The following is a 26,218-nucleotide window of genomic DNA, read 5'->3' as shown; positions in this document are numbered from 1 at the left end:
AATTTGCGTGAGCGGGAACGGATTCGGTGAGCGAAACCCATCAGTCTGGCAGCACACTCTCCCAGGCCTCGCGCGAATTCAGTTCAATGCCACGCTCTTTCGCGCGACCCTCGGCCTCGCGGACCGACGCCATGAGGACAAGGGCCTTGTCCCGGGCCTGCGCCTCGATGCTGTCGTCGCCGGCCGTGACGGTGACGGTCCACGTCTCGGCCGGGATGGTGTCCACCGGATACGACGCCGCGGTGAGTCGTTCGAGGATCTTCTGCAGCAGGGCCAGCGACGGCTGCGTCGTCGCGACGCCGTCGAGGACGGAGCCGCGCTTCTTCTCCGCGGCCTTGCGTTCCTCCCACTCGCGGATCTGGGTCTCGAGGTCGGCGTGGGCACCGGACAGCACGCCGGGGGTACGGCCCATCACCTTGGAGGTGAAGCTGCGGGCGACGTCGTCGATGTCGAACGGCGCCTCGGGATCGTCGGCGGCGATGCGCGCGTGGAAGAGCACCTGCAGCAACAGGTCGCCGAGCTCTTCCTTCAGCTCGATCTGGTCGCCGGCCTCGATGGCGTCGAGCAGCTCGTAGACCTCCTCGAGGAGGTAGCGACGCAGCGAGTGATGGGTCTGGGTGCTCTCCCACGGGCCGTTGCGGCGCAAGGTGTCCATGAGGGCGACGGAGTCGAGCAGGGCCATCCCCGAGACCTTCGCCGCGGTGATGACCTGCTCACCGCGCGCGAGGCGGACGCGGACGAGTGGGTGATCGGCGTCGGTGCTCACCAGTACGGAGTCGACGGGCGTCTCAGCGAGCACCTCGTCGAACACCGCGTCGACATGGTCGAACTCCCACAGGAGACTGGCGGGCACGTCCTCGGTGACCTTCACCGGTCCCGTGAGCCACGCGCGGGCCCGGATGGGGATCAGGTCGGGCCGTGCCGGGTCCAGCAGCACCACCGTCATGCGTCGTACGCCCTTTCTCGACCCCCCTGTTGTCCATCAACCTAACCCCCGAACCCGTCGACGCCCGCCCGCATCGCCGACAACCGGTTCAGCCGTTCGGCTCCGGCTTCAGCTGCGTCAAGAACGTCGTGAGGTACTCGATGAGCTCGTCGTCGCGCAGACGGGCCGATCCCACTCCCCCGGTCCGCGGGATCGGGAGCGTGACCAGCGACGTCGTCGCGCGGTAGGTCGCCGAGGAGTAGAGCCTGCGGAGACGCACCTGCTCGCTGTCGAGGAGCGGCAGCGGCGAGATCTTGACTCCCTGCCCGGCGAGTCCGATCTCGGTGATGCCGCGTTCGCGGCACCGCAGACGCAGACGGGCGATCGACGCCAGACGCGTCGTCTCGACCGGCGGCGGACCGTAGCGGTCGTTGAGCTCGACGAGCACCGCGTCGACCGCGGCGTCGTCGGTGGCCGACGCCAGCTTGCGGTACGCCTCCAGACGGAGACGGTCGGAGTCGACGTACTCGACCGGGATGTGCGCGTCCACCGGAAGGTCGATCCGCACTTCCCCGGTCTCCTGGGTCTCCACGGGTTTGCCGTCGGCGGCAGCGCGATACGCCTCGACGGCCTCGCCGACGAGCCGCACGTAGAGGTCGAACCCGACGCCCGCGACGTGGCCGGACTGTTCGGCACCGAGAACGTTTCCGGCGCCGCGCAATTCGAGATCCTTGAGTGCCACGGCCATACCGGCGCCGAGCTCGTTGTTCTGGGCGATCGTCGCAAGCCGGTCGTAGGCGGTCTCGGTCAGCGGCCGGTCCGGGCTGTAGAGCAGGTAGGCGTAACCGCGTTCGCGACTACGGCCGACGCGTCCGCGCAGCTGATGGAGCTGTGAGAGACCGAGGTTCTCGGCGCGGTCGACGATGAGGGTGTTGGCGTTGGAGATGTCGAGACCGGTCTCGATGATGGTCGTACAGACGAGCACGTCGTATTCGCGGTTCCAGAATCCCGAGACCGTGCGCTCCAGCTGATCCTCACCCATCTGACCATGGGCGACAACGACTCTCGCCTCGGGGACCATCGCGGCGATGTCCTTGGCCGTCTTGTCGATGGTCGAGACCCGGTTGTGCACGTAGAACACCTGGCCGTCGCGGAGCAACTCACGGCGGATCGCGGCGGCGACCTGTTTCGGCGCGTAGGCGCCGACGTAGGTGAGCACCGGATGGCGCTCCTCCGGCGGGGTGAGGATCGTCGACATCTCGCGGATGCCGGCCATCGACATCTCCAGGGTGCGCGGGATCGGCGTCGCGGACATGGTCAGCACGTCGACGTGGGTGCGCAGCGACTTGATGTGTTCCTTGTGTTCGACGCCGAAGCGCTGTTCCTCGTCGACGATCACGAGACCGAGGTCTTTCCAGGTGACGCCGGTCTGCAGAAGGCGGTGGGTGCCGATGACGATGTCGACCTCACCCTTGGCCATGGCCTCGGTGATCTCGCGGGATTCCTTGGGGTCGGTGAAGCGCGACAGCCCGCGCACCCGCACCGGGAAACCACTCATCCGCTCGGTGAACGTCTGCAGATGCTGTTGCGCGAGAATGGTCGTCGGCACGAGGACAGCGACCTGCTTGCCGTCCTGCACGGCCTTGAACGCGGCGCGCACGGCGATCTCGGTCTTGCCGTAGCCGACATCGCCGACGATGACGCGGTCCATCGGGACCGGACGTTCCATATCGGCCTTGACCTCGGCGATGACGGTCAGCTGATCGATCGTCTCGGTGAAGTCGAAGGCGTCTTCCATCTCCTGCTGCCACGGGGTGTCGGGCCCGAAAGCGTGTCCCGGGGCGGCGTGGCGCGCGGCGTAGAGCTGCACGAGCTCACCGGCGATCTCGCGAACGGCCTTGCGCGCCTTGCGCTTGGTGTTCTGCCAGTCCGACCCGCCGAGCTTGGACAACGACGGTTGTTCGCCGCCGACGTACCGGGACAGCTGGTCGAGTGCGTCCATCGGCACGTACAACCGGTCGGCCGGCTGGCCGCGTTTGCTCGACGCATATTCGAGGACCAGGTACTCGCGCCGTGCACCCGAGACGGTGCGTTCGATCATCTCGACGAACTTGCCGATGCCGTGCTGGTCGTGCACGACGAGGTCGCCGGCGGTCAGGGCCAGCGGGTCGACCTGGTTGCGGCGCTTGGCCGGGAGTTTGCGACCGTCTCGGACGTTCGCGACGCGGGTACCGGTGAGATCTGCCTCGGTGACCACCACGAGTCCGGCATCGGCACAGACGATTCCGTTACGCAGCGTGGCACCGAAGACCGCGACCTCGCCCGGTTCGGGACGATGCCCCGGCTCGGCGATGACATACGGGACCTCGGCCTCGGACAGTCGTTCGCCGACGCGCTGGGCGGTGCCCTTGCCGGTGACGACGATGGCGGCGGTCTTGCCGTCGGACACGTGGGCCCGCAGCTGGGCGAAGGTGGCCGCGATCTCGCGCTCGTCGCCGCGCGGCGCGGGTCCGGGGGCGAGGTCGAGTTCGAGTTCGTTCCCGCTGCCGGTGGACAGCGGTGACAGCGTCCACCAGGGTCGCTTGGCCTGAAGTGTCGCTTCGCGCACGTCGCCGAGCGAACGGTAGGCGCTGGCCTGCAGGTCGATGCCGGTCCCCGATCGCGGGTCGATCGGCGCGTTCGCACCCATCGCCGCGGCCGTCCAGGACGCCTCGAGGAACTCCGCACCGGTCTTGGACAGGTCCGCGGCCCGGGTCCGGACTTTCTCGGGGTCGAGGATGAGCACCCGCGTCCCGTCGGGGACGACCTCGGTGAGGAGTTGCATCTCGCCGTCCACGAGCGCCGGGATGAGTGCTTCCATCCCCTCCACGGGAATGCCCGCGGCCAGTTTGCCGAGCATCTCGTTGAGGGCGGTGTCGTCAGGGTTCTCCGCCGCGAGATCGCTTGCGCGCGTACGTACCTTCTCGGTTAGCAGCAGTTCGCGACCCGGGTGGATGCGAACCTCGGAGGCGTCGACCTCGGGCTGGCTGCGCTGATCGGCGACCGAGAACGCCCGGATCTCGGTGATCTCGTCGCCCCAGAACTCGACGCGGACCGGATGGTCGGCGGTCGTCGGGAAGACGTCGAGGATGCCGCCGCGGACCGCGAACTCGCCACGACGTCCGACCATGTCCACGCGTTCGTACGCCATCTCGACGAGCTGGGCGAGCAGACCGTCGAAGTCGACCTCGATGCCCTCGCGCAGGGTGACGGTGGCGACCTCGCCGAGGCCCGGGGCCATCGGCTGTACGAGCGAACGGACCGTGGTGACCACGACTCGCAGTGGGTTGTCACCGGGATTGGCGAGACGGTGCAGAACCGCGAGGCGCTGGCCGACGGTGTCCGCGCTCGGCGACAGCCGCTCGTGCGGAAGGGTCTCCCACGAGGGGAACTGGGCCACCGCATCAGGATCGTCGAGAAGTTCGGCCAGCTCGGCCGTCAGGTCGTCGGCCTCACGACCGTTGGCCGAGACGACCAGCAGCGGGGCGTCGGAGCCGGCGGCCAGACAGGAGACGAGGAACGGCCGGGCCGCGTCGGGCGCGGTGATGTCGAGGCGACGTTCGGCACGGCGTTCGTGCACCTCGCGGAAGGATTTGTCCGCACACGCGAGCGCGGCCAGACCGGACAGGGCACGGGGCGTCGACACTCGCTCGATTGTATTGGGCCCCGATGACAGCAGTGGAGTCGGGCGACCACGCTCGCCTAATCTCATCCGCATGACCGAGCCCGAATCCGTGGTCGACGCCGCCGGGGTCCAGGTGTCCGACGCCACCATCGACGATCTCGAGGCGGTCGCCGAGATCTATGCGCACTACGTGCAGAACACCGTCGCGACCTTCGACTACCTCGTGCCCACGCTCGACCAGTGGCACGCCAAGTACACGGCGATCACCGGCGCCGGGCGGCCGTTCGTGGTGGCACGAACACTCGACGAGACGAGCACCGAACGGATCGTCGGTTACGCCTACCTCGGCACGTTCCGCGGGATGCCGGCGTACGACCGGTCCACCGAGGACTCGATCTACGTCCGTCCGGGCTACGGCGGTCGCGGTGTCGGGTCGGCACTGATGGCCGGGATGCTCGACCGCGCGAACCGCGACAACGTGCGTCAGATCGTCGCGGTCATCGCGGCCACCGGTGGGGCGGGATCCATCGCCCTGCACTCGCGGTTCGGGTTCACCGAGGTCGGGCGCCTGCGGTCGATCGGCCACAAGGCCGACCAGTGGATCGACTGCGTCTACATGCAGAAAGACCTCTGGGAGCCCTCCTCATAGTCAGGTCTCAGCGGTCGAGTCCCGCGGCCTCGGCGGCGGCGTCGGCCAGACCGACGCCGGTGCCCTCGTAGATGTGGAAGGCGACGTCGGCGCCGCGGCCGAGCAGTTCGTCGCGTTCGTCGTCGTACTGGGCGACGACGGCGATGGTGCCGTCGAAGTCCCGTTCCTCCACCCGGTCGAGGGCCACCAGATTGGACCCGTGGAACGGCATGGCCATCACGAGGATGTCGAGGTCGGAGACTCCTTCGCACCGTTCCCAGAAACCCGTCTCGGTCGCGTCCGCCTCGATCACGCGGAATCCTCGCCCGCGCAGGTTCGCCACCTTGAGCGGGTCGTTCTCGACGCCGACGACGTCCAGCCCGTATTCGTCGACCAGACGGTTGTAGACCGAACTGCCGACCCGGCCGAGACCGAAGACGACCGCGCGGGCGGGCGACAGGTCGATCGGCGCGTCATCGGGATGGGCGCTCGCGGCCGCCGTTCTCGGGACGTATGCCGAGAGCCGGGCCACCAGGTTGGAGCCGCGACGGTTGACGAGGGTCGAGAACACGAAGCTCGCGGCGACCGCGACGGAGGTGACCACCAGCCAGTCGTCGTCGACCAGGTTGTTGCTCACCCCGTTGGAGATGACGATGAGCCCGAACTCGGAGAAGTTCGCCAGCGCGAGACCGGCCAGGATCGAGGTGCGCCGGCGCAGGCCGAACATGGCCAGCACGAAGGTGAACAGCGCCGCCTCGAGCGGCAGGAGGACCACGAGGACCAGGCCGAGGATCACCGTGTCGAGGGTCGGCGTGACGTGTAAACCGATCGAGACGAAGAAGCCCACCAGAAGCAGTTCACGGAGTCCGAACAGGGTGCGGGACAGCTCGCCGGCACGCGGATGCGAGGCCAGCAGCACGCCGATGACCATCGCGCCGAAGTCGCCTTTGATGCCGACGGATTCGAACAGCCAGTACCCCGGAACGAGCGCCATGGTGACGCCGAAGAGCGTCTGGAGTTCGCCGTGCCCGAGGCGGTTCCAGAGCCGACGGACGATGTACGCGCCGGGGACGAGGAGTAGCAGCGCGAATGCCCACGGACTGGGCGGTTCCCCACTCATCGCGGTGAGGTAGACGACCGCGACGACGTCCTGGAGAACCAGGATGCCGATGGCGATTCGGCCGTAGAGGGAGTGGGACTCCGAGCGCTCGTCGAGGACCTGGACCACGAAGACGGTGCTCGAGAACGACAGTGCGAAACCGAGCAGGGCGAGCGTCTTCCAACTCTCACCCATCAGCATCTGCACGCCGAGCGTCGACAGCAGTCCGAGGAAGCCGGTGGTGAGGCCGAGGAGCACCGCGAGATTGAGTCCGGTGGTGAGGAAGACCTCGCGCCGGTAGAGCATCCGCAGGTCGAGTTTGAGACCGATGGTGAACAGCAGGATCGTCACGCCCAGATCCGCGAGGGTGTCGATGATCGGCAGGTCGTCGATGCCGGGCGCGTGCAGGATGAAGCCTGCCGCCAGATATCCGACCAGCGTCGGCAGCCGAACCAGTCGCGCCAGGAAGCCGCATCCGAAGATGACGACGAGATAGATGCCGACTGTCTCCACGTGCCGGGAGTCCCTTCCGCTCTGGGCCGCGAGCCGCCGCCGGGGATGTCTGGAACGTTATCGCCGCACGCTGGACGACGTGGGCGGCCACGCCGATCACGTCCCCTTCGCAGCCCTCGGAAACAAAACGGACCGCAGTCCGGTTATGATTGGGCGTGCTCAGCTCGAACTCCCCCGCCCGGCCGCCCGCGCTCTTCCTGTCCCACGGCGCACCGCCGCTCGTCGACAGTCCCACCTGGGTGCACCAGCTGGAGAACCTCGCCGGCGAGCTCGCCCGTCCGACGGCGATCCTCATCGTGTCCGCGCACTGGGAGGCGGCGCCCCTGACCATCGGCTCCACCGACTCCCGGACCCCGCTGACCTACGACTTCGGCGGCTTTCCGGAGAAGTACTACCGCGTCCAGTACCGGTCGCCGGGCGCCCCGGACCTGGCCCGACGCGTCGCCGCGATGATGCCCGACGGCGAGCCGATCGCCCATGACCCCGACCGTCGCCTCGACCACGGCGCCTACGTGCCGATGACCGTCATGTATCCCGAGGCGGACATCCCGGTCCTGCAGATCTCCCTGCCGACCCTCGACCCCGAGCGGTTGCTCGAACTGGGTCGACGCCTCAAGCCGTTGCGCGACGAGGGCGTGCTGATCATCGGCTCCGGCTTCACCACCCACGGCCTGCCGTTCCTACGCGACTTCCGCCCCGAGGCCACTCCCCCGAGCTGGTCCGCCGAATTCGACGCCTGGGCCGCCGAACGATTCGCCGCCGGAGATGTGGAGTCACTCATCCGCTTTCGGCAGACCGCACCCGGCATGCCGTACGCACATCCGACGATCGAACACTTCGCGCCGCTGTACGTTGCGCTCGGCGCGAGCGACGACGCCGAACAGCGCCCGGATCAGGTCATCGACGGGTTCTGGATGGGACTCTCCAAGCGGAGCCTGGTGCTCGCCTAACCGTCCTCGGCCGTCGTCCGCTCGAGGGGTTCGACGTAGTCGGGGCCGACGAGATCCGGTGACGGGTCGAGGCGGGTCAGGCCGTTCCAGCAGAGGTTCACCAGGTGGGCGGCGACGACCTCCTTCGACGGTTCACGGACGTCGAGCCACCACTGGGCAGTCGACGACACCATGCCCACAAGGGCCTGCGCGTACAGCGGGGCGAGGGCCGGGTCGAAGCCGCGGCGTTCGAAGTCGCCGGCCAGGATGTGCTCGACCTGGCTCACGGCATCGTTGAGAAGGCTTGAGTAGGTGGCCGTTTCACCGGTCGACGCGGTGCTGTCGCCGCGGACGAGGATGCGGAACCCGTCCGTGCGCTCCTCCATGTAGGTGAGCAACGCGAGCGCGACCTGCTGAATGCGGTACAGCGACCGGTTCTTCGACAGCGACGCGGTCACCATCTCGAGCAGCGTCTCCATCTCACGATCGACGACGACCGCGTAGAGACCTTCCTTGCCACCGAAGTGTTCGTACACGATCGGCTTGGAAACACCTGCGCGCTGCGCGATCTCCTCGATGGAGGTCCCCTCGTAACCGCGTTCGGCGAACAGTCCGCGCGCCACCTCGATCAGCTGTAATCGACGCTGCGCACCGGTCATCCGCGCCCGGGGTGCGCGCTGCACCTCGGCCGCACCCTCCGCCGGACGTCCGATCGCCATGCGCCAAGCCTAGGACGAGACGCCGCGGAATCACGAATGTTGCGCCATTCTCGCTCCTGAGCTGCGAGCGTCTCTGCTCCGTGATCCGAAAGAGCGTGACGCACCCAGGTCCGATGCCTGAGGTGCGAGCGCAGCGAACTTTCTCGCTCCCTGAGGTGCGAGCGCAGCGAACTCTCTCGCTCCCTGAGGTGCGAGCGCAGCGAAGTCTCTCGCTCCCTGAGGTGCGAGCGCAGCGAACTCTCTCGCTCCCTGAGGTGCGAGCGCAGCGAAGTCTCTCGCTCCCTGAGGTGCGAGCGCAGCGAGCCACGAAGGGCTGCCGCGCCCTCAGTACAAGCTCGACCAATACGACCAGAAGCGCACCGCGATGAGCACGATCACGACCGCTACGAAGAGCACCAGGATCAGGGCGTGACTGCGGGCGACCGCGAGTGCCACCCCGGATCGCGAGGTCAGGCCGCTCGCGTGGAGGTTGCGCACGCTGACGAACACGAAGATCGGCAGGGTCACCGCCCAGACGACCATGCAGTACGGGCACAGCGCGCCGATCGAGTAGAGGCTCGAGTAGATCAGCCAACAGATGAAGGTCATCGCCGCGGTCACGCCGACTTGCAGTCCCGCCCAGTACCAGCCCGCGAGACGTGCACCCGCGAGGATCGCTACCCCGGTGGTGACCACCACCGCGAAACCGGCGATGCCCAGCAACGGGTTGGGGAACCCGAACAGGGCGGCCTGTGGTTTGCCCATCACCGATCCGCAGCTCAGGACCGGGTTGAAGTTGCATGACGGCACATAATCGGGGTTCTTGAAGAGCTCGATGCGTTCGACGGTCAGCACGAACGACGCCACGAACCCGATCGCGCCGCCGACGGTCAGGACCCAGGCGACGATCCGCGTCCAGGAACGGACGGCTTCGGCGAGAAGGGCCCGGTCGTCGTCCGGATCGAGCTCTGTCGTGGTCGGTGTCGCTTCGGCGGGGGCGCTCTCACTCACCCATCCAGGATGACACCGTCCGACGTGGTCACCGACCTTCGGCGTGCACGGAATCGTGCCGATTGTGACCGCCCGCAACCAGTGGAGGGTTATCCGCTCACGGTGAGGGTAAAGGCACGCGTGATCCGACAAATGTCGGCACCGGCCCACGCAGATGCGTAATGTCGCATTCACCAAAAGGGGATGGGAACACAACCGTGCAATTGTGGGATTACATCGGCGACAACGCTCGCTCCCTCACGTTCTTGACGTATCAACATGCGTCGCTGTCCTTCCAGACCGTGCTGGTCGGCACCCTCGTCGCCATCGCGGTCGCCGCGCTGGTCTATCGGCTTCCACTGGCATCGGCACTCACCTTGACGTCCAGTCGTGTGGCGCTGACGATTCCGTCGCTCGCCCTGCTCGCGCTGCTGATCGTCCCGTTCGGGCTCGGCGTGACACCGTCGTTCCTGATGCTCGCGTTCTTCGCGATGCTCCCGGTGATCGGCAACGCGGTGGTCGGCTTGCGTTCGGTGCCGCCCTCGGTCGTCGAATCCGCCCGCGGCATCGGGCTGTCGCGCTGGCGCATCCTGCTGACGGTCGAACTACCGATCGCATGGCCGGTGATCCTGACCGGAATCCGGGTGTCCACACAGATGATCGTCGGCGTCGCGGCGATCGTCGCCTACGTCCTCGGCCCCGGCCTGGGATCATTGATCTTCAACGGCCTCGCACGACTCGGCGGCGCGAACGCCCTCGAATCAGCGCTCGCCGGAACACTTCTCATCGTCATCATCGCGCTCGTCTTCGACGCTCTTCTGGTTCTGCTCGGCCGACTCACCATCTCCAAGGGACTCTCATGACCGACTCCACCACCGCCCCGTCGTCGAAATCATCGACCGGCCAACCGACCTCCGGCGCCAACGGTCGCGTCGTCACCGGCGAATCGATCCGGCTCGAAGGCGTCGTCAAGCGCTACCGGGGCCAGTCCAAGCCCGCGGTCGCACAACTCGACCTCGAGATCGACGCCGGCGACATCGTCGCCTTCGTCGGCCCGTCGGGTTGCGGCAAGACCACGACCCTCAAGATGATCAACCGGCTCATCGAGCCCACCGAGGGGCGCATCTACATCGGCGGACGCGATGTGACCGAGGAGAATCCGGACAAACTCCGCCAGTCCATCGGTTACGTCATCCAGTCCGGCGGACTCTTCCCCCACTGGTCGGTCAGCAAGAACATCGGCACCATCCCGCGAATTCTCAAGTGGGACAAGAAACGCATCGCCGAGCGCACCGAATACCTCATGGACCTGGTCGGACTCGACGCCGCGACGTTCGCCGACCGCCTGCCCAAGGACATGTCCGGCGGCCAGCAGCAGCGCGTCGGCGTGGCCCGTGCCCTGGCTGCCGATCCGCCCGTCCTGCTGATGGACGAACCGTTCGGTGCCGTCGATCCCATCACACGAGCCCGCCTGCAGGACAAGCTCATCGCCATCCAACACGAGCTGGGAAAGACGATCGTCATCGTCACCCACGATTTCGAAGAGGCCACCAAACTCGGCGACAAGGTCCTGATCCTCTCCGAGGGCGGACACATCGAACAGTTCGCCCCGCCGGAGGAGATCCTCGCCAACCCCGCCAGCCCGTTCGTCGAGGAGTTCGTCGGTTCCGGCGCAACGCTGGCCCATCTGACCCTCACCCGCGTGCGCGACGTCGACATCAAGCAGGTGGTCACCGCCCGTGTCGGGGAATCGTCCGGTGGCGTCGTCGCCCGCGCCCGGGCCGCCGGCGAGGACTGGTTGGTCGTCGTCGACGATCACGGCCGGCCTCGGGCCTGGCCCAGCGTCGCCGAGGTCGCGGCGAAACCCGAGGTGTCGGACTACCTCGACCCGCGGCTGCCCGTCGTCGCACAGTCGTCGACGCTCAACGACGCGCTCGACTCGATGCTCGCGACCAGCCAGGGCGGCGTCCTCGTCACCGACGGACGCGGCGCTGCCATCGGCGCGCTGAACATCGCGTCGGTGATGGAGGCGATCCGTGGTCAGCTCGCGGATGTCCGCGACGACGACCACGTCGGCTACCTCGATCACACCGAGGGAACCGCGCCTGCCGAGACCCCGGTCGTCGCGGCCGACGACGAGTCCTCCCCCGCCGAACCGAGCGCCGAGCGATGACCGCCGTCGCCGACGAGTCCGCGCGGGTCACCGCGGCATCAGAGGCCCCGGTCCAACCACCTCGGAACGGTTTCCGACGCCGGTTCGCGAAGGTGCCCATCGACGTCTGGTTCGAGCCGCTGGTGATCATCGTGATCGGCGTCGGGTTCCTGATCTGGTACCAGCGCACCACGTTCACCGAGACCGAGTCCGCCTCGATGTCGTGGCCGGCCCTACGATCGACGATCCTCGACCACATCCAGCTCACTCTCACCGCGACCGTGATCGTGGTGTGCATCGCGATCCCGCTCGGAATCGCCTTGACCCGGCCATCCCTGAAGTGGCTCAACCCGATTGCGGTCAACATCGCCAATATCGGGCAGGCGGCCCCCGCCATCGGTCTGCTGGTGTTGTTCACGTTCTGGCTCGGCACCGGTTTCAACACCGCGGTCGTCGGTCTCGTCGTCTACGCCGTGCTGCCGATCCTGCAGAACACGATCGTCGGCCTGCGTCAGGTCGACCAGCGGACGGTAGAGGCCTCCCGCGGCATCGGATTGTCCGCGGTGCGAACGCTTTTCCAGGTCGAGCTGCCGCTCGCCGTTCCGGTGATCCTGAACGGTGTGCGCACGGCGCTGGTCATCCTGGTCGGTACCGCGACCCTGAGCACGTTCATCGGTGCGACGAGCCTCGGCACGCTCATCACCACCGGCATCACCCTGTTCCTGCCGAAACTGCTCGTCGCCGGCGCGATCCTGGTCGCGCTCCTGGCGATGACGATCGACTGGCTCGGACGGCTCGTCGAACTGGCCGCGACACCGCGAGGGATCTCATGAGAAAGTCCGTCCTGGCCGTCGTCACGGCGATGCTCATGGTGGTGGTCGCCGGTTGCGGGCTGGTGAGCTCATCGGGCACCTTTCGTGAGGCCTTCCTGACCGACGGGTCGACGCCCCTGGAGGGCACCAAGATCCGGGTGACGTCGAAGAACTTCACCGAGTCCGTCCTGTTGGGCAAGATCACCGCGACCTATTTGGGTGCGGCGGGTGCGGCGGTCGAGGACCTCACCAACGCACCGGGTTCCATGTCCTCACGGCAGGCGCTGCTCAACGGTGACGCCGACATCCTCTGGGAGTACACCGGCACCGCCTGGCAGACCTATCTGGGCGAGACGGAGACCATCTCCGACCCGAACGAGTTGTGGCAGCGGGTCCGCGACGCCGACCGCGCCAACGGCGCCGAGTGGTTGCCGCCGGCGTCGTTCAACAACACCTACGCGTTCGCGGCGTCGGCGCCCACGGCGAAGCGCCTCAACGTCAAGACCATGTCGGACATCACGAAGCTCCCTGTGGCCGAGCGGACGTTCTGCATCAACGACGAGTTCCTGAGCCGCGCCGACGGGATGATCCCGATGCTCGAGGCCTACGACATGCCGCTCGGCACGCCCGACGGTGTGCCGAAGAACAACGTGACCACCATGGACTCCGGCGTCGTGTACACCTCGACGGCGAAGAGCGAGCCCTGCAATTTCGGCATGGTGTACTCCACCGACGGCCGGATCAAGAACCTCGATCTCACCGTCCTCGAGGACGACCGGAAGTTCTTCCTGCCGTACAGCGGATGCGTGGTCGTCAGCACCAAGCTCAACGAGGAGGCGCCGGAGATCGCCGAACTGATGGCGCCGGTGTCGGCCAAGCTGACCGACGCGGTGATGCAGGAACTCAACGGCCGCATCGACATCGACGGCGAGGACCCCGCCGACGTCGCCTACGACTGGCTGCAGGCCGAGGGGTTCATCGCCTAACCCTTTCGCTCCCTGATCCGAAAGAACGCGACGCACCGAGCTCTGCTGCCTGATCCGAAAGAACGCGACGCACCCAGCTCTGCTGCCTGAGGTGTGAGGAGCGCAAGCCGCCGGGCTGAGTAGCGACGAAGGAGCGTATCGAAGTCGACGAGCCTCGAAGGCCTGGTGAGACACCGTCGCCACCTAACTACCGGTCGACGTCAACCCGACAGGCAGACTTCGATCGACGTCTGCCGGTCGAGTTGAGGTTCGGCAGTCGGGATCCGGGCGCCTCCTCAGGGAGCGGACCCTTTCGACCCTCACGATGGCCGGTTCACCGGCCGCGGGTACTGAGGTGCGAGGAGCGCATGCGACGAGCCCCCTTTCGCTCCCTGAGGTGCGAGGAGCGCAAGCGACGAGCCTCGAAGGGCCGGTGGCCCGAACTACGCAACCGCCGACGACAAGCGGCCCCGGTTCACTATCGCCGAGGAGAACCCCTGTCGCTCAGCGGCATCGGCGTCCGCGGCGCTTCAGGATGTAGCGCGGCTGCCGCGGCGAGGGTGTCGGCGTCGAGCCGGCTCCAGAGGTTCTCGAACAGCTCGGCGAGCGAGCACCGGAGTCTGCCCCGGGAGGCACCGGCATACCAGGCGGCGTGATCAGTCATGCGATGCACCTTCCAGACCCCATGCGCGGGCGAGTAGTTCGTGCGATTGCAGGCGATGGTCGAAGTCGTGGGTGACGCTGGTGACGAGGAGTTCGTCGGCCTCGGTGACCCGGGCCAACGTGCGCAGCCCGTCGACGACGGTGTCGGGCGACCCGACGAACTGGGTGCGTATCCGGTCGTCGACGATCGCGCGCTGTTCGTCGTCGAGCGGGGGCGCGGTGTCGGGGTCGAGATACGGGGCGGCACCCGCACCGCTGCGAATGCTGTGGACCCAGTGCCCGTACGTCGACGCGCGGTGTCGTGCGGTCGCATCGTCCTCGGCGACAACCACATCCGCGGAGACGATCACGTACGGTTCGGCGAGATGGGCCGATGGGCGGAAGGCACTGCGGTAGGCCTCGACCGCCTCGAGGACGGTGCTGGGGCTGACGTGATAGTTGGCCACGAACGGCAATCCGCGTCCGCCGGCGGTCTGTGCGCTCTGGCCCTTGCTGCTGCCGAAGATCCAGACCTGGACGTCGGCGCCGCGTCCCGGCACCGCGGTCAGTGCGACGTCACCGTGGCGGAACTGTCCGTCGAGCAACGAGATCACGTCTCCGACGGCGTCGTCGAAGTCCGGTGGCTGCGCGCCCTCGAACTGGGAGGCCTCGTACGCGGCGACTACGCGCGGCGATCCGAGGAGCTTCTCCACCGGGAACGGCGACGGGATCAGCAGGCCGTCGACGACCTGGTCGGGCTGCGGTGTGGTGACCGTCGGGCGGCTCCCAGACGTGACCTCGGCGCGACGCTGTGCCGATCGCCCGAGCCCGAGATCGAGGCGACCGGGGTACAACGCGTCGATGGTGCCGAAGGCCTCGACGATCGAGACCGGCGTGTGCAGTCCGCTCTGCACCGCCGCCGACCCGACCCGGATCGTGTCCGTGGCCGCCGCGACCAAGCCGATGAGCGTCGTCGTCGACGAACTCGCGACCTCGACGAAATGGTGTTCGGCCAGCCAGAACCGTCGGTAGCCGAGCTGTTCGCCGTGCCGAGCGAGTTTTACCGCGCGTCGAACGGCGGTGGGTGCGTCCGAACCGTCGACCACGGGCGCAAGATCCAGCACCGACAGTGGGATCGCCGCGGCTGATGACATGACGCTCCTCCGGTGGCATGACGCTGACCCCACCAGGAAGCCTGCTCATCGCCGTCTGCGGAAGGGTTTGGCCCAACCCGATCGGATGGGCATCGCATCGGAATCCTCGTCGTCGGCCGAGGCGTTCGTGGCGAGGACGGGTTGTACGGCCCGAGCACACCGACGAGACGGAGGACCGATGAGCGACCCCCTGCACGTGGCAGTCGCCCTGGACCAGACCGGGTCCCATCCCGGTTCGTGGCGGGCACCCGGCGCACGGCCGGGCGAACTGACGACGGCGGCCTATTGGCAGTCACTGATCGCCGTCGCCGAGACCGGGCTCCTCGATCTGGTCACGTTCACTGACGCGTTCGAACTGCATCCGGGGCCGCCGCGGACCGACCGGGCCGCCGGCCGGCTGGATTCGCTGCTGCTGGCCTCCCGGCTCGCACCGACGACCGGGCGCATCGGTCTCCTCCCCACCGCCACGGCGACGCACACCGAGCCGTTCCACGTGTCGAAAGCGGTCGCCACCCTCGACTTCGTCAGCGGAGGCCGCGCCGGTGTCGTCCTGCGCACGACGCCCGATCCCGACGAAGCCGCGCTGTTCGGAAGGCGCCGGTTCCCCGACGACCCGGCCGTGCTCGCCGAACTGGCCGATGAGGCATCCGACTTCGCGACGGTTCTCCGCCTGCTGTGGGATTCGTGGGAGGACGACGCCGAGATCCGTGACGTCACCACCGGACGGTTCGTCGACCGGGACAAGCTGCACTACATAGACTTCCGCGGCACGCAGTTCTCCGTCCGTGGCCCGTCGATCACTCCGCGCCCGCCCCAGGGGCAGCCGATCATCGCCACGACCGCCGCCCATGCCGCCGATCTACCCGTCATCGGTCGCGTCGCGGACCTCGGGTTCATCGCCCCTCGTGACGTCGACGACGCCGTGCGCGCCGTCACCGCCATCACCGAGGCGCACCGCGCCGCCGGACGCAGGAACGACGATCCCGCCATCGCGCTGGTGGATCTGTTCGTCGTCCTCGGCGACTGTCGTCGCGAAGCGTGTGAACGACTCGCACAGCTCGACGAGTGGGCCGGTTCGCCGTTCACCCCCGACATCGTCCCCGTCGTCGGGACCGCCGCGGACCTGGCCGACGAGATCGAACAGTGGCTGTCCGTCGACGGCATCCGCGGCGTCCGATTGCATCCGGCGGTCCTGCCCGACGACCTGCACGCGATCGCCCGGAATGTGGTGCCGGAACTGCAGCGCCGCAACCTGTTCCGAGAGGCCTACGACGATCGGAGTCTCCGCGATCGCTTCGGCCTGTCCCGCCCCATCAACCGTTTCACCACCGGAAAGGCCGGAGTCGCATGACCAAGCAGGTTCACCTCGCGGTCCACTTCCCCGGCGTCAACAACACCACGGTCTGGAGCGATCCCGCGTCCGGCAGCCAGATCGAGTTCGGCTCGTTCGTGCATCTCGCGCAGACGGCCGAGCGCGGGAAATTCGACTTCTTCTTCCTCGCCGAAGGTCTCCGGCTGCGCGAGCAGAACGGGCTGATCTACGACCTCGACGTCGTCGGGCGACCCGACACGTTCAGCGTGCTCTCCGCCCTGGCCGCGGTCACCGAACATCTCGGCCTGACCGGCACCATCAACTCCACGTTCAACGAACCCGTGGACGTAGCACGGCAATTCGCGACCCTCGACCACCTGTCCGGCGGTCGTGCCGCATGGAACGTCGTCACCTCGTGGGACGAGTTCACCGGCGAGAACTTCCGGCGCGGCGGCTACCTGCCGGAGGATCAGCGCTACGCGCGCGCCAAGGAGTTCCTCGACGCCGCTGCGGTGCTGTGGGATTCGTGGCGCGACGACGACATCGTCGCCGACAAAGAGTCCGGCCGGTTCCTTGCGCGTGATGATGCCGGTGAATTCGAGTTCCGGAGTTCGCAATTCGACATCCGCGGGCACTTCGCCGCACCGCGACCGCCGCAGGGTCGTCCGGTCATCTTCCAGGCCGGCGACTCCGACGATGGTCGGGAGCTCGCGGCTGCCACCGCCGACGCGATCTTCTCGCGCCATGCCACCTACGACGCCGGTCGCGCGTTCTATAACGACGTCAAGCGTCGGCTGTCAGCCTATGGGCGTGAACCTGAGGAGTTGCTCGTGCTGCCCGCCGCGACCTTCGTCGTCGGCGACACCGACTCGCAGGCAGCCGAACTCGCCCACGAGGTCCGGCTACAACAGGTGAGCGGGCAGACGGCGATCAAGTTCCTCGAGCAGCTGTGGAATCGCGACCTCTCCGATCACGACCCCGACGGTCCACTGCCACAGGTGGATCCGGTCGCCGGTGAGAACACCGTCGCCAAGGGCCGTGCCAGCGTCCGCATGCATCGCGACCCCGTCGCCACCGCCCGCGAATGGCGCGACCTCGCCGAGGCCAAGAACCTCACCACCCGCGAACTCATCATCGAGGTCACCGGCCGCCAGTCCTTCGTCGGATCACCGGACACCGTCGCGCACACCATCAACGACTTCGTGCAGAACGACGTCGCCGACGGATTCATCCTGGTCCCGCACATCGTGCCCGGCGGCCTCGACCGCTTCGTCGACGAGGTGGTGCCGGTGCTGCAGGAGTTGGGCGTGCACCGCAGGGAGTACGAAGGCACGACGCTGCGGGACAACCTGGGATTGGCGCGGCCGGCCTGAGCGCTGAAGAGCTCCCCCACTGGCACATGTGGTGGCTCCCCCGCTGGGACATATGGTGGCTCCCCCACCAGGACTCGAACCTGGAATGCCTGAACCAAAATCAGAAGTGTTGCCGATTACACCATGGGGGAATACTGCGCTGACGATTGTGCCACAGGCCAGCGGCGCGGCGACCCGGGCACTCTCGTCAGCAAGACCTCACCTCGACGCCGCGACTTCGATCGAGGTCGCGACGTCGAGACGACGTCTGGAGGTCAGTCCTTCGGACCGCCGGCGACGTAGACGACCTGACCGGAGACGAAGCCCGCACCCTCGCTGATGAAGAACGACGCGGTGTGGGCGATGTCCTCGGGGACGCCGACGCGGTTCACCGGGATCTGGGCGGCGGCGGCCTTCTTGAAGTCCTCGAAGGGCACGCCGACGCGCTCGGCGGTGGCGGCGGTCATCTCGGTCTCGATGAAACCGGGGGCGATGGCGTTGGCGGTGACGCCGAACTTGCCCAGCTCGATGGCCAGGGTCTTCGTGAAGCCCTGCATGCCGGCCTTGGCGGCCGAGTAGTTGACCTGGCCGCGGTTGCCGAGAGCCGAGGTGCTCGACAGGTTGACGATGCGACCCCAGCCGGCGTCGACCATGTACTTCTGGGCCGCCTTGGTGACGTTGAAGGCACCGCGCAGGTGGACGGCCATGACGGCGTCCCAGTCCTCGACGGTCATCTTGAACAGCAGGTTGTCGCGGGTGATGCCGGCGTTGTTGACGACGACGGTCGGTCCGCCGAGCTCGGCGGCGACCTTCTCGACGGCGGCCTGGACCGACGCGTCGTCGGCGACGTTCGCGCCGACGGCGATGGCCTTGCCACCCTTGTCGGTGATGGCCTTGACGGTGTCGGCGCAGGCGTCGGCGTCGAGGTCCAGGACGGCCACGGCCAGGCCGTCGTCAGCGAGTCGCTTGGCCACGGCAGCACCGATACCCCGTGCCGCACCGGTGACGATCGCGGTCTTCTGCGTGCTCATTCATACCTCCGTTGGTCAGGTGTGCGGGCCGGTCGACCGGCCCGCGCTGGTCCGCTCCCCGTCTGCGCGTCGACACCGAACGCCCGAGGCGCGCCGATCGAACGCTCGGGGAAACGCGGTCCCCTGTGTTCTATCAGGTGACGTCCGCAGACGTGTGTCGCATCACGTGACAGCGCTGCATTCAGCGGGAATCGGTGCGGTGCGTTATCAGAACCGCAGGACCGGTGCGTAGGATCGCACCCGACGTGAACACCGATGAAGGAAGAGGGTGGGCATTCGATGTCGGGAACGTCGTCATCTGTGGCCGTGATCGTGCTGGCCGCGGGTGCCGGTACCCGGATGAAGTCCAAGACCCCCAAAATCCTCCATACGATTGCCGGCCGATCCCTCCTGGGTCACTCGCTGCACGGCACCTCGGGCATCGATCCCGAGCACCTCGTCGTCGTGGTCAGCCATGAGCGTGAGCGGGTCTCCGCAGCGGTCGCCGACCTCGCCACCGCACTAGGCCGCGAGATCGTGATCGCGGAGCAGGACGAGCCGCGCGGCACCGGAGACGCCGCGCGCGTCGGACTCACCGCACTCCCCGACGACTTCGACGGAACCGTCATCGTCACCGCCGCCGACGTCCCGCTCCTCGACGCCGACACCCTCCGCGGCCTCATCGAGACCCACACCGCCGACGACGGCGCCGCGGTCACCCTCACCAGCTTCATCGCCGACGACCCGACGGGTTACGGGCGCATCATCCGCGCCGACGACGACTCGGTGCGCGCGATCGTCGAACACAAGGACGCAACCCCCGAACAGCGCGCCATCACCGAGGTCAACGCCGGTGTCTACGCCGTCGACGCCGCCGCACTGCGGGACGGGCTCTCGAAGCTGTCGACCGACAACGTCCAGGGCGAGTTCTATCTCACCGACATCGTCGAGATCGCGCGTGACGCAGGCCAGGCCGTTCGCGGGTTCACCGTCGCCGATCCCGTCCTGGTCGCGGGATGCAACGACCGCGCGCAGCTCGCCGACCTCGGTGCCGAGCTCAACCGCCGGATCATCCGACGCCATCAGGTCGACGGCGTCACCGTCGTCGACCCGGCCACCACCTGGATCGACGTCGACGTGACGATCGAACCGGATGTGCGGATCGAACCCGGCACACAGCTCCACGGCCGTACCCACATCGCCGCCGACGCGGTCGTCGGACCCGACACCACGCTCACCGACGTCACGATCGGCGAGGGCGCCCACGTTATCCGCACCCACGGCAGCGAGGCCGTCATCGGCGGCAACGCCTCGGTCGGCCCGTTCGCCTACCTGCGCCCGGGCACCGTGCTCGGCGTCGCGGGCAAGATCGGCACCTTCGTGGAGACCAAGAACTCGACGATCGGCGACGGCTCCAAGGTCCCGCACCTCACCTACGTCGGCGACGCCACGATCGGTGAGCACACGAACATCGGGGCGTCGAGCGTCTTCGTCAACTACGACGGGGTGAACAAGCACCGCACGGTGATCGGCGACCACTGCCGCACCGGCTCGGACAACATGTTCGTCGCCCCGGTGAGCATCGGCGACGGGGCATATACCGGCGCCGGAACCGTCGTGCGGCAAAATGTACCGCCGGGAGCCCTCGCGGTCTCGGCGGGAACACAACGTGTCATCGAGGACTGGGTCGTGCGCAAGCGGCCCGACACCGCGGCGGCACAGGCAGCCATCGAGGCACTCGGCAACGCCTCTGCGGCACGCGACAAGGACCCCGGGCCCGCCTAGCGGACCCGAGAACCCCGCCGTTCGCGGCGGGGAGCCCAACCGATCGAAACCGAAACGGACAGAAGAGTTTTCATGACCTGGACCACCGACAACCAGAAGAACCTGATGCTGTTCTCTGGTCGTGCCCACCCCGAACTGGCTGAAGCGGTCGCCGACGAACTGGGCATCAAGGTGACCCCCCAGACGGCACGCGACTTCGCCAACGGCGAGCTGTTCGTCCGTTTCGAGGAGTCCGTCCGCGGCTCGGACGCGTTCGTGCTGCAGAGCTGCCCCTACCCGCTGAACCAGTGGGTCATGGAAGCCCTGATCATGATCGACGCGCTCAAGCGCGGTTCGGCCAAGCGCATCAGCGTGATCCTGCCGTTCTACCCCTACGCCCGCCAGGACAAGAAGCATCGCGGACGCGAGCCCATCTCGGCCCGCCTCATCGCCGATCTGCTCAAGACCGCGGGCGCCGACCGCATCATCACGGTCGACCTGCACACCGATCAGATCCAGGGCTTCTTCGACGGTCCGGTTGACCACATGCACGCCCTCGGCCAGCTCGCCGGCTACGTCTGCGACAACTACGGCACCGACAACGTCACCGTCGTGTCGCCGGACTCCGGTCGTGTGCGCGTCGCCGAGAAGTGGGCCGACGCCCTCAGCGGCGCTCCCCTGGCCTTCATCCACAAGACCCGTGACCCGCTGGTTCCCAACCAGGTCAAGTCGAACCGCGTGGTCGGTGAGGTCGAGGGACGCACCTGTGTCCTGATCGACGACATGATCGACACCGGCGGCACCATCGCCGGCGCGGTCCGCGTCCTGAAGGAGGCCGGTGCCGGCGACGTCATCATCGCCACCACCCACGGCGTCTTCTCCGATCCGGCCGCCGAGCGTCTCGCCGGCTGCGGCGCCAAGGAGGTCATCGCGACCGACACGCTGCCCATCCCGCCCGAGAAGCGTTTCGAGAACCTGACCGTCCTGTCGATCGCCCCGCTGCTCGCGCAGACGATCCGCGAGGTCTTCGAAAACGGTTCCGTCACAAGCCTGTTCGACGGCATCGCCTAGTCTTCTCAGTACCTCTCACCACCGCGCCCGGATGTTCTCGCGAACATCCGGGCGCGGTGTTTTGCGGGGGGGGCGAAACGAGGTCGCGGTCAGGCCCCGGCCATCCGCCGGGTCTCCGACGGCGCGACCCCGTACTTACGTCGGTAGGCGGCGGCGAAGCGGCCGGTGTGCATGACGCCCCAGCGGGTGGCGATGTCGGTGACGGTCGAGGTTCCGCCGCAGGTCAGCAGGTCGTTGTGGATGCTTTCGAGCCGGACGTCGAGCACGTACTCCATCGGACTCTTCCCCACGCATTCGCGGAAACCTTGCTGCAGGCGGCGAGCGCTGACCGCCCCGATCTCAGCCAGTTCACCCACCGTCCACGGCCGTGCCGGGTCGGCGTGGATGGCGTCGATGACGCGCTTGACCATGCGCGGCCGGGTACCGGCCAGCGGATCGTCGGTGTCGGGTAGTGCCGCGAGAACCAGTGCGGTGGTGAGCATTCCGCCGAGTTGCTCGGCCATGCGCGGGTTGCGCAGGAGGATGCTGTCACATTGCGCGACCTGTTGGCGCGCCGACCGCATCAGTCCCAGGAACTCGGCGCCGGCCCCGGTCCGCAAGTCGAGATGTCGGGTCAGCGATCGGCCGGGCCGTCCGGCGATCCGGTCGATCTCGCGCTGCAGATAGTCGCGTTCGACCTTGAAGCCGATGATCTCGCACGTCTTGCTCCAGTTGGTGATCACCGTGGGGGTGTCGGGCGGGTTGAGCGTTGCCTGACCCGGTTCGGAGACGATCGACCGGCCGTCGGTGACCGAGGCGATGCTGCCGGACAACGGGATGTTGATCGCCCATGCCCCTGGATGGTCGGAATCGATCGAGACATCCGCGCCGAAGCCGATCCGCGCGATCACCGTCGAGCCGATGGCCGTCGATTCCAGTCGATAGTGCGAGGCGTCGTCACGGGACAGCGGGCGCAGTTCATGCGGAAAATACGCATCCGCGACGACCTCATGGACCTCGTCCCAGTCCGCGATCCCCGACCCCACGACGCGACGAGGCGTCGGTGTCTGCTGCGACATCGATCCCCCGGCGCGGTCGGTCCCCGAAGCAAGTGGCTCTGCCCTCACGAGCTCCAGCGTAACTGTGACTGCCATCACTTCCAGCAGCCTGTAGCGATCCAACTCGCATCGTTGCGCACATCGGATCAGCCCTTCGCAATGCGGATCGACGGGATGTGACCGCGGTCATACGTTTGGTCGCACCGCCACACCAGACACCCCACCAGCCACTGCCAGAGCAAAGGAGCTGATCCCCATGGACCAACGCACGATGCGCAACATCTTCGGACAGTTCGCCACCGGCGTCACCGTCATCACCTGCGCGAACGACGAGGGCACCCCGCACGGCGCGACCGTCACCGCGTTCACCCCGATCTCGATCGAGCCCCGCCTCTGCCAGGTCACGCTGACCCGCAAGTCGAAGGCCTGCGGCTACCTCGACGCCGCGCCGTTCGCGGTGAACATCCTGCGGTCGGACCAGCTCGACACCGCCATGCACTTCGCGGGCAAGCCGCAGGAGCACGGGCCCGAATGGAGCTCGGACTGGCTCGTCCCCGCGCTGGCCGGCAGCGCCGCGACCCTGATCTGCAACCCTTGGGCGTCCTACGACGGCGGCGACCACGTCATCTACGTCGGCGAGATCGTCGACGCCCACGTCGACACCGACGCCGAACCACTCCTGTTCTACCGCAGCAAGTTCCACGACCTCGGCGAGACCTCCGGTGCCGCCGCGTACTGCGGCAGCCTCGACGACCCGCACAGCCGCTGGTTCGACGCAACCGCCCGGTTCACGCCGACCTGCGTGCCGCTCTCTGCCGTTTCCTGATCCCGCCCACCGACCGCAACAGAAGTGAGGACCACCATGACCGCAATCGACATCGCTCCCGACACCGAGACCACCGAGGCGACGACTGTCGACCGCTCGAAGGTGAACGTCGCCGCCGACAGCGAGGCCAACCGCACCGAGAACTTCGCCTCCAAGCCGATGACCGGCGACGAGTACATCGAGTCGCTGCGCGACGACCGCGAGATCTGGCTCAACGGTGAGCGCGTCAAGGACGTGACCACCCACGAGGCCTTCCGCAACCCGATCCGGATGACCGCCCGCCTCTACGACGCGATGCACGACCCGGCGACGAAGGACAAGGTCACCGCGCCCACGGACACCGGCAACGGCGGCGTGACCATGCCGTTCTTCCGCGCACCGAAGTCGGCCGACGACCTGCGCGCCGACCGCGACGCGATCGCCACCTGGGCGCGGATGACCTACGGCTGGATGGGCCGCAGCCCCGACTACAAGGCCAGCTTCCTCGGCACCCTGCACGCCAACTCCGAGCTGTACGCGCCGTTCCAGGCCAACGCCGAGCGCTGGTACAAGGAGTCGCAGGAGAAGGTCCTGTACTGGAACCACGCGATCATCAACCCGCCGGTCGACCGCCAGCTGCCGCCGGACGAGGTCGGCGACGTGTTCATGAAGGTCGAGAAGGAGACCGACGCCGGCCTCATCGTCTCCGGTGCCAAGGTGGTCGCGACCGGTTCGGCGATCACCAACTACAACTTCATCTCCCACTACGGCCTGCCGATCAAGAAGAAGCAGTTCGCCCTCATCTGCACCGTCCCGATGGATGCCCCGGGCGTCAAGCTCATCTGCCGCTCGTCGTACACCCAGCAGGCTGCCGTCATGGGCACACCGTTCGACTACCCACTCTCGAGCCGCATGGACGAGAACGACACCATCTTCGTCTTCGACAAGGTGCTCGTGCCCTGGGAGAACGTCTTCATGTACGGCGACGTCGACAAGATCAACGCCTTCTTCCCGCAATCCGGCTTCCTCCCCCGCTTCACCCTGCAGGGTTGCACCCGTCTCGCGGTCAAGCTCGACTTCATCGCCGGGCTGCTCCTCAAGGCGCTCGACTGCACCGGCGCGGGTGGGTTCCGCGGCGTGCAGACCCGCGTCGGAGAGGTCATCGGCTGGCGAAACCTGTTCTGGTCGTTGAGCGATGCCATGGTCAACAACCCCGAGCCGTGGATCGGCGACACGGTCATCCCCAAGCTCGAGTACGGCCTGACCTACCGGATGTTCGCCCAGCAGGGCTACCCGCGAGTGAAGGAGATCATCGAGCAGGACGTCGCCTCCGGTCTGATCTACCTGCCGTCGAGCTCGGCGGACTTCAAGAGCCCCGACGTCCGTCCGTACCTGGACAAGTACGTCCGCGGTTCCGACGGCATCCTCGCCGTCGATCGCGTGAAGGTCATGAAGGCACTGTGGGATTCGATCGGCAGCGAGTTCGGCGGCCGCCACGAACTCTACGAGCGCAACTACGCCGGCAACCACGAGGGCGTGAAGGCCGAGCTGCTCATGTTCGCCGACGCCCGCGGCACAGTCGGGGAGATGAAGGGTCTCGCCGAGCAGTGCCTGTCCGAGTACGACCTCGACGGCTGGACGGTCCCGGACCTCATCGGCAACGACGACGTCAGCTACTTCGGCAACCGCTGACGCTTTCTCGCACAGCTCTTCTCGAATACACAGCTTTCGAACCAGGAGACAACATGACCACCATCGAACGACCCCCGGCCCCCGTCGAGTCCCCCAGCGTCGACTCGCCGACCGCCGCCGGTTCCGGCAGCGCCGCCACCGCAGCCTTCGCCGGCCACCGGTTCACCGCCGACACCTCGCCGGAACGCTTGTCGGCCATCGCATCCGAGGCCTTCGCCGGTTTCAGCGCGTTGATCGACAAGTACGAGATCACCTACGACGAGTACCGGGTCCTCAAGCAGTGGCTCATCGACGTCGGCGAGGGTGGTGAGTGGCCGCTACTGCTCGACGTGTTCGTCGAACACGACATCGAAGAGGTCAACTCGCGGAAGTACTCGGGCACCAAGGGAAGCATCGAGGGTCCGTACTACCTCCCCGACGCCCCGCTGCTGCCTGCGCGCTGCACCCTCCCCATGCGCAGCGTCGACGCCCGTGAGACGCCGTTGGTGATGCACGGCCAGGTCACCGACCTCGACGGCAACCCGATGGCCGGTGCGACCATCGAGATCTGGCACGCCGACGCCGAGGGCTACTACTCGGGGTTCGCGCCGCATCTCCCGGCTTGGAACCTGCGCGGCACCGTGGTCACCGACGGTGAGGGACGCTACGAGATCACCACGATCCAGCCCGCGCCGTACCAGATCCCGACCGACGGACCGACCGGCAAGTTCATCGAGGCCGCCGGCTGGCACCCGTGGCGACCTGCGCACCTGCACCTGCGGGTGGCCGCCAAGGGTCGGCATCCGATCATCACCCAGCTGTACTTCACGGGTGGTGAGTGGCTCGACGACGACGTCGCCTCGGCGACCAAGCCGGAACTGCTGCTCGACCCGAAGCCCGACGCCGACGGCCGGAACGTCGTGCAGTACGACTTCGCACTCGACCCCGAGTAGCGATCCCACCCGCAGAACGGGTGCGCGAGCGGTCCGGGTTCTCCCCCTCTGGAGCCCGGACCGCTTTGCGCT

At 67.4% G+C, this 26,218-nt stretch carries 22 protein-coding genes and 1 tRNA gene; 13 read left to right on the top strand and 10 right to left on the bottom strand.

Translation table 11 applies throughout. The features are described 5' to 3' along the window. Nucleotides 1–40 precede the first annotated feature (40 nt). A complete protein-coding gene (locus M1L58_RS13255; protein ID WP_248659225.1) occupies nt 41–946 on the bottom strand; it encodes a MazG family protein in 906 nt (301 codons plus the stop codon). Nucleotides 947–1,034: 88 nt separating this feature from the next. Further along, nucleotides 1,035–4,610 carry a transcription-repair coupling factor gene (mfd, locus tag M1L58_RS13250; RefSeq protein ID WP_248659224.1) on the bottom strand — a complete coding sequence of 1,192 codons (3,576 nt, stop codon included), beginning with the start codon at nt 4,608–4,610 and terminating at the stop codon, nt 1,035–1,037. Nucleotides 4,611–4,680: 70 nt separating this feature from the next. On the opposite strand from mfd, the gene M1L58_RS13245 reads away from it, so the two are divergent. Further along, entirely contained in the window at nt 4,681–5,238 is a 558-nt protein-coding gene (locus M1L58_RS13245; RefSeq protein WP_248659223.1) for a GNAT family N-acetyltransferase, read from the top strand. Between the two features lie 7 nt (nt 5,239–5,245). Here M1L58_RS13245 and M1L58_RS13240 read toward each other — a convergent pair whose 3' ends face one another. Further along, entirely contained in the window at nt 5,246–6,829 is a 1,584-nt protein-coding gene (locus M1L58_RS13240; protein WP_248659222.1) for a cation:proton antiporter domain-containing protein, read from the bottom strand. 155 nt (nt 6,830–6,984) lie between these two features. Between M1L58_RS13240 and M1L58_RS13235 the strand changes: the two genes are divergently transcribed. Further along, nucleotides 6,985–7,779, top strand: a complete 795-nt coding sequence (locus M1L58_RS13235) for a dioxygenase family protein (RefSeq protein ID WP_248659221.1) — start codon at nt 6,985–6,987, stop codon at nt 7,777–7,779. Here M1L58_RS13235 and M1L58_RS13230 read toward each other — a convergent pair. Further along, the gene (locus tag M1L58_RS13230; RefSeq protein WP_006867434.1) at nt 7,776–8,477 is read right to left on the bottom strand and encodes a TetR/AcrR family transcriptional regulator; all 702 of its coding nucleotides are present in this window, start codon (nt 8,475–8,477) and stop codon (nt 7,776–7,778) included. The two genes, M1L58_RS13235 and M1L58_RS13230, sit on opposite strands and share 4 nt — an antisense overlap. Nucleotides 8,478–8,801: 324 nt before the next feature. Beyond that, entirely contained in the window at nt 8,802–9,467 is a 666-nt protein-coding gene (locus tag M1L58_RS13225; RefSeq protein WP_248659220.1) for a vitamin K epoxide reductase family protein, read from the bottom strand. Nucleotides 9,468–9,664: 197 nt separating this feature from the next. On the opposite strand from M1L58_RS13225, the gene M1L58_RS13220 reads away from it, so the two are divergent. From M1L58_RS13220 to M1L58_RS13205, 4 genes are read left to right on the top strand one after another with little or no spacing between them, the layout of a single operon-like run. After that, nucleotides 9,665–10,309, top strand: coding sequence for an ABC transporter permease (locus tag M1L58_RS13220; RefSeq protein WP_006867432.1), 645 nt, complete (start codon nt 9,665–9,667; stop codon nt 10,307–10,309). Then, nucleotides 10,306–11,619 (top strand): ATP-binding cassette domain-containing protein, encoded by a 1,314-nt coding sequence (locus M1L58_RS13215; protein WP_006867431.1) that lies wholly within the window; start codon nt 10,306–10,308, stop codon nt 11,617–11,619. The genes M1L58_RS13220 and M1L58_RS13215 overlap by 4 nt, the downstream gene beginning before the upstream one ends. After that, nucleotides 11,616–12,431 (top strand): ABC transporter permease, encoded by an 816-nt coding sequence (locus tag M1L58_RS13210; protein ID WP_006867430.1) that lies wholly within the window; start codon nt 11,616–11,618, stop codon nt 12,429–12,431. Before M1L58_RS13215 ends, M1L58_RS13210 begins: the two co-directional genes overlap by 4 nt. Further along, nucleotides 12,428–13,396: a glycine betaine ABC transporter substrate-binding protein gene (locus tag M1L58_RS13205; protein ID WP_248659219.1), complete on the top strand. Its 969-nt coding sequence runs from the start codon at nt 12,428–12,430 to the stop codon at nt 13,394–13,396. Before M1L58_RS13210 ends, M1L58_RS13205 begins: the two co-directional genes overlap by 4 nt. Nucleotides 13,397–13,853: 457 nt before the next feature. Here M1L58_RS13205 and M1L58_RS13200 read toward each other — a convergent pair whose 3' ends face one another. After that, on the bottom strand, nt 13,854–14,039 hold the full coding sequence (locus tag M1L58_RS13200; RefSeq protein WP_248659218.1) for a hypothetical protein: 186 nt from the start codon (nt 14,037–14,039) through the stop codon (nt 13,854–13,856). Further along, nucleotides 14,032–15,171, bottom strand: coding sequence for an LLM class flavin-dependent oxidoreductase (locus M1L58_RS13195; RefSeq protein WP_248659217.1), 1,140 nt, complete (start codon nt 15,169–15,171; stop codon nt 14,032–14,034). Before M1L58_RS13195 ends, M1L58_RS13200 begins: the two co-directional genes overlap by 8 nt. A gap of 178 nt (nt 15,172–15,349) precedes the next feature. Here M1L58_RS13195 and M1L58_RS13190 point away from each other — a divergent pair, with 178 nt between their 5' ends. Together M1L58_RS13190 and M1L58_RS13185 are read left to right on the top strand one after the other, a co-directional pair. Further along, entirely contained in the window at nt 15,350–16,522 is a 1,173-nt protein-coding gene (locus M1L58_RS13190) for an LLM class flavin-dependent oxidoreductase (protein ID WP_248659216.1), read from the top strand. After that, complete coding sequence (locus M1L58_RS13185) at nt 16,519–17,856, top strand: NtaA/DmoA family FMN-dependent monooxygenase (protein ID WP_248659215.1); 1,338 nt, start codon at nt 16,519–16,521, stop codon at nt 17,854–17,856. Before M1L58_RS13190 ends, M1L58_RS13185 begins: the two co-directional genes overlap by 4 nt. Before the next feature lie 56 nt (nt 17,857–17,912). Here the strand turns inward: M1L58_RS13185 and M1L58_RS13180 are convergent. Together M1L58_RS13180 and fabG are read right to left on the bottom strand one after the other, a co-directional pair. Then, nucleotides 17,913–17,987, bottom strand: a tRNA-Gln gene (locus M1L58_RS13180). A 123-nt stretch (nt 17,988–18,110) separates the two neighbouring features. Beyond that, nucleotides 18,111–18,866, bottom strand: coding sequence for a 3-oxoacyl-ACP reductase FabG (gene fabG, locus M1L58_RS13175; RefSeq protein ID WP_006867424.1), 756 nt, complete (start codon nt 18,864–18,866; stop codon nt 18,111–18,113). 279 nt (nt 18,867–19,145) lie between these two features. Between fabG and glmU the strand changes: the two genes are divergently transcribed. Both glmU and M1L58_RS13165 read left to right on the top strand, forming a co-directional pair. Beyond that, entirely contained in the window at nt 19,146–20,630 is a 1,485-nt protein-coding gene (glmU, locus tag M1L58_RS13170) for a bifunctional UDP-N-acetylglucosamine diphosphorylase/glucosamine-1-phosphate N-acetyltransferase GlmU (RefSeq protein ID WP_248659214.1), read from the top strand. Nucleotides 20,631–20,702: 72 nt separating this feature from the next. Beyond that, on the top strand, nt 20,703–21,680 hold the full coding sequence (locus tag M1L58_RS13165; protein WP_154882676.1) for a ribose-phosphate diphosphokinase: 978 nt from the start codon (nt 20,703–20,705) through the stop codon (nt 21,678–21,680). Nucleotides 21,681–21,769: 89 nt separating this feature from the next. Here M1L58_RS13165 and M1L58_RS13160 read toward each other — a convergent pair whose 3' ends face one another. Beyond that, nucleotides 21,770–22,738: an AraC family transcriptional regulator gene (locus tag M1L58_RS13160; RefSeq protein ID WP_248659213.1), complete on the bottom strand. Its 969-nt coding sequence runs from the start codon at nt 22,736–22,738 to the stop codon at nt 21,770–21,772. 235 nt (nt 22,739–22,973) lie between these two features. On the opposite strand from M1L58_RS13160, the gene M1L58_RS13155 reads away from it, so the two are divergent. Genes M1L58_RS13155 through catA form a run of 3 tightly spaced genes read left to right on the top strand, consistent with a single transcriptional unit; the run spans nt 22,974 to nt 26,146 of the window. Beyond that, complete coding sequence (locus tag M1L58_RS13155) at nt 22,974–23,543, top strand: flavin reductase family protein (RefSeq protein ID WP_248659212.1); 570 nt, start codon at nt 22,974–22,976, stop codon at nt 23,541–23,543. 36 nt (nt 23,544–23,579) lie between these two features. After that, nucleotides 23,580–25,214, top strand: a complete 1,635-nt coding sequence (locus tag M1L58_RS13150; RefSeq protein WP_006867419.1) for a 4-hydroxyphenylacetate 3-hydroxylase family protein — start codon at nt 23,580–23,582, stop codon at nt 25,212–25,214. Nucleotides 25,215–25,267: 53 nt separating this feature from the next. After that, nucleotides 25,268–26,146 (top strand): catechol 1,2-dioxygenase, encoded by an 879-nt coding sequence (catA, locus tag M1L58_RS13145; RefSeq protein WP_248659211.1) that lies wholly within the window; start codon nt 25,268–25,270, stop codon nt 26,144–26,146. The last annotated feature ends 72 nt before the right edge of the window (nt 26,147–26,218 follow it).

Source organism: Gordonia sp. C13 (assembly GCF_023218005.1).
Lineage (GTDB): Bacteria > Actinomycetota > Actinomycetes > Mycobacteriales > Mycobacteriaceae > Gordonia > Gordonia namibiensis.
This window is presented reverse-complemented; position numbering and strand designations above follow the sequence as displayed.

Coding starts and splice junctions, on each gene's coding strand:
- M1L58_RS13255 (WP_248659225.1), bottom strand. CDS start 946: ATGACGGTGGTGCTGCTGGACCCGGCACGGCCCGACCTGATCCCCATC.
- M1L58_RS13245 (WP_248659223.1), top strand. CDS start 4,681: ATGACCGAGCCCGAATCCGTGGTCGACGCCGCCGGGGTCCAGGTGTCC.
- M1L58_RS13230 (WP_006867434.1), bottom strand. CDS start 8,477: ATGGCGATCGGACGTCCGGCGGAGGGTGCGGCCGAGGTGCAGCGCGCA.
- M1L58_RS13215 (WP_006867431.1), top strand. CDS start 10,306: ATGACCGACTCCACCACCGCCCCGTCGTCGAAATCATCGACCGGCCAA.
- M1L58_RS13210 (WP_006867430.1), top strand. CDS start 11,616: ATGACCGCCGTCGCCGACGAGTCCGCGCGGGTCACCGCGGCATCAGAG.
- M1L58_RS13205 (WP_248659219.1), top strand. CDS start 12,428: ATGAGAAAGTCCGTCCTGGCCGTCGTCACGGCGATGCTCATGGTGGTG.
- M1L58_RS13200 (WP_248659218.1), bottom strand. CDS start 14,039: ATGACTGATCACGCCGCCTGGTATGCCGGTGCCTCCCGGGGCAGACTC.
- M1L58_RS13195 (WP_248659217.1), bottom strand. CDS start 15,171: ATGTCATCAGCCGCGGCGATCCCACTGTCGGTGCTGGATCTTGCGCCC.
- M1L58_RS13190 (WP_248659216.1), top strand. CDS start 15,350: ATGAGCGACCCCCTGCACGTGGCAGTCGCCCTGGACCAGACCGGGTCC.
- M1L58_RS13185 (WP_248659215.1), top strand. CDS start 16,519: ATGACCAAGCAGGTTCACCTCGCGGTCCACTTCCCCGGCGTCAACAAC.
- fabG (WP_006867424.1), bottom strand. CDS start 18,866: ATGAGCACGCAGAAGACCGCGATCGTCACCGGTGCGGCACGGGGTATC.
- glmU (WP_248659214.1), top strand. CDS start 19,146: ATGTCGGGAACGTCGTCATCTGTGGCCGTGATCGTGCTGGCCGCGGGT.
- M1L58_RS13165 (WP_154882676.1), top strand. CDS start 20,703: ATGACCTGGACCACCGACAACCAGAAGAACCTGATGCTGTTCTCTGGT.
- M1L58_RS13160 (WP_248659213.1), bottom strand. CDS start 22,738: ATGTCGCAGCAGACACCGACGCCTCGTCGCGTCGTGGGGTCGGGGATC.
- M1L58_RS13155 (WP_248659212.1), top strand. CDS start 22,974: ATGGACCAACGCACGATGCGCAACATCTTCGGACAGTTCGCCACCGGC.
- M1L58_RS13150 (WP_006867419.1), top strand. CDS start 23,580: ATGACCGCAATCGACATCGCTCCCGACACCGAGACCACCGAGGCGACG.
- catA (WP_248659211.1), top strand. CDS start 25,268: ATGACCACCATCGAACGACCCCCGGCCCCCGTCGAGTCCCCCAGCGTC.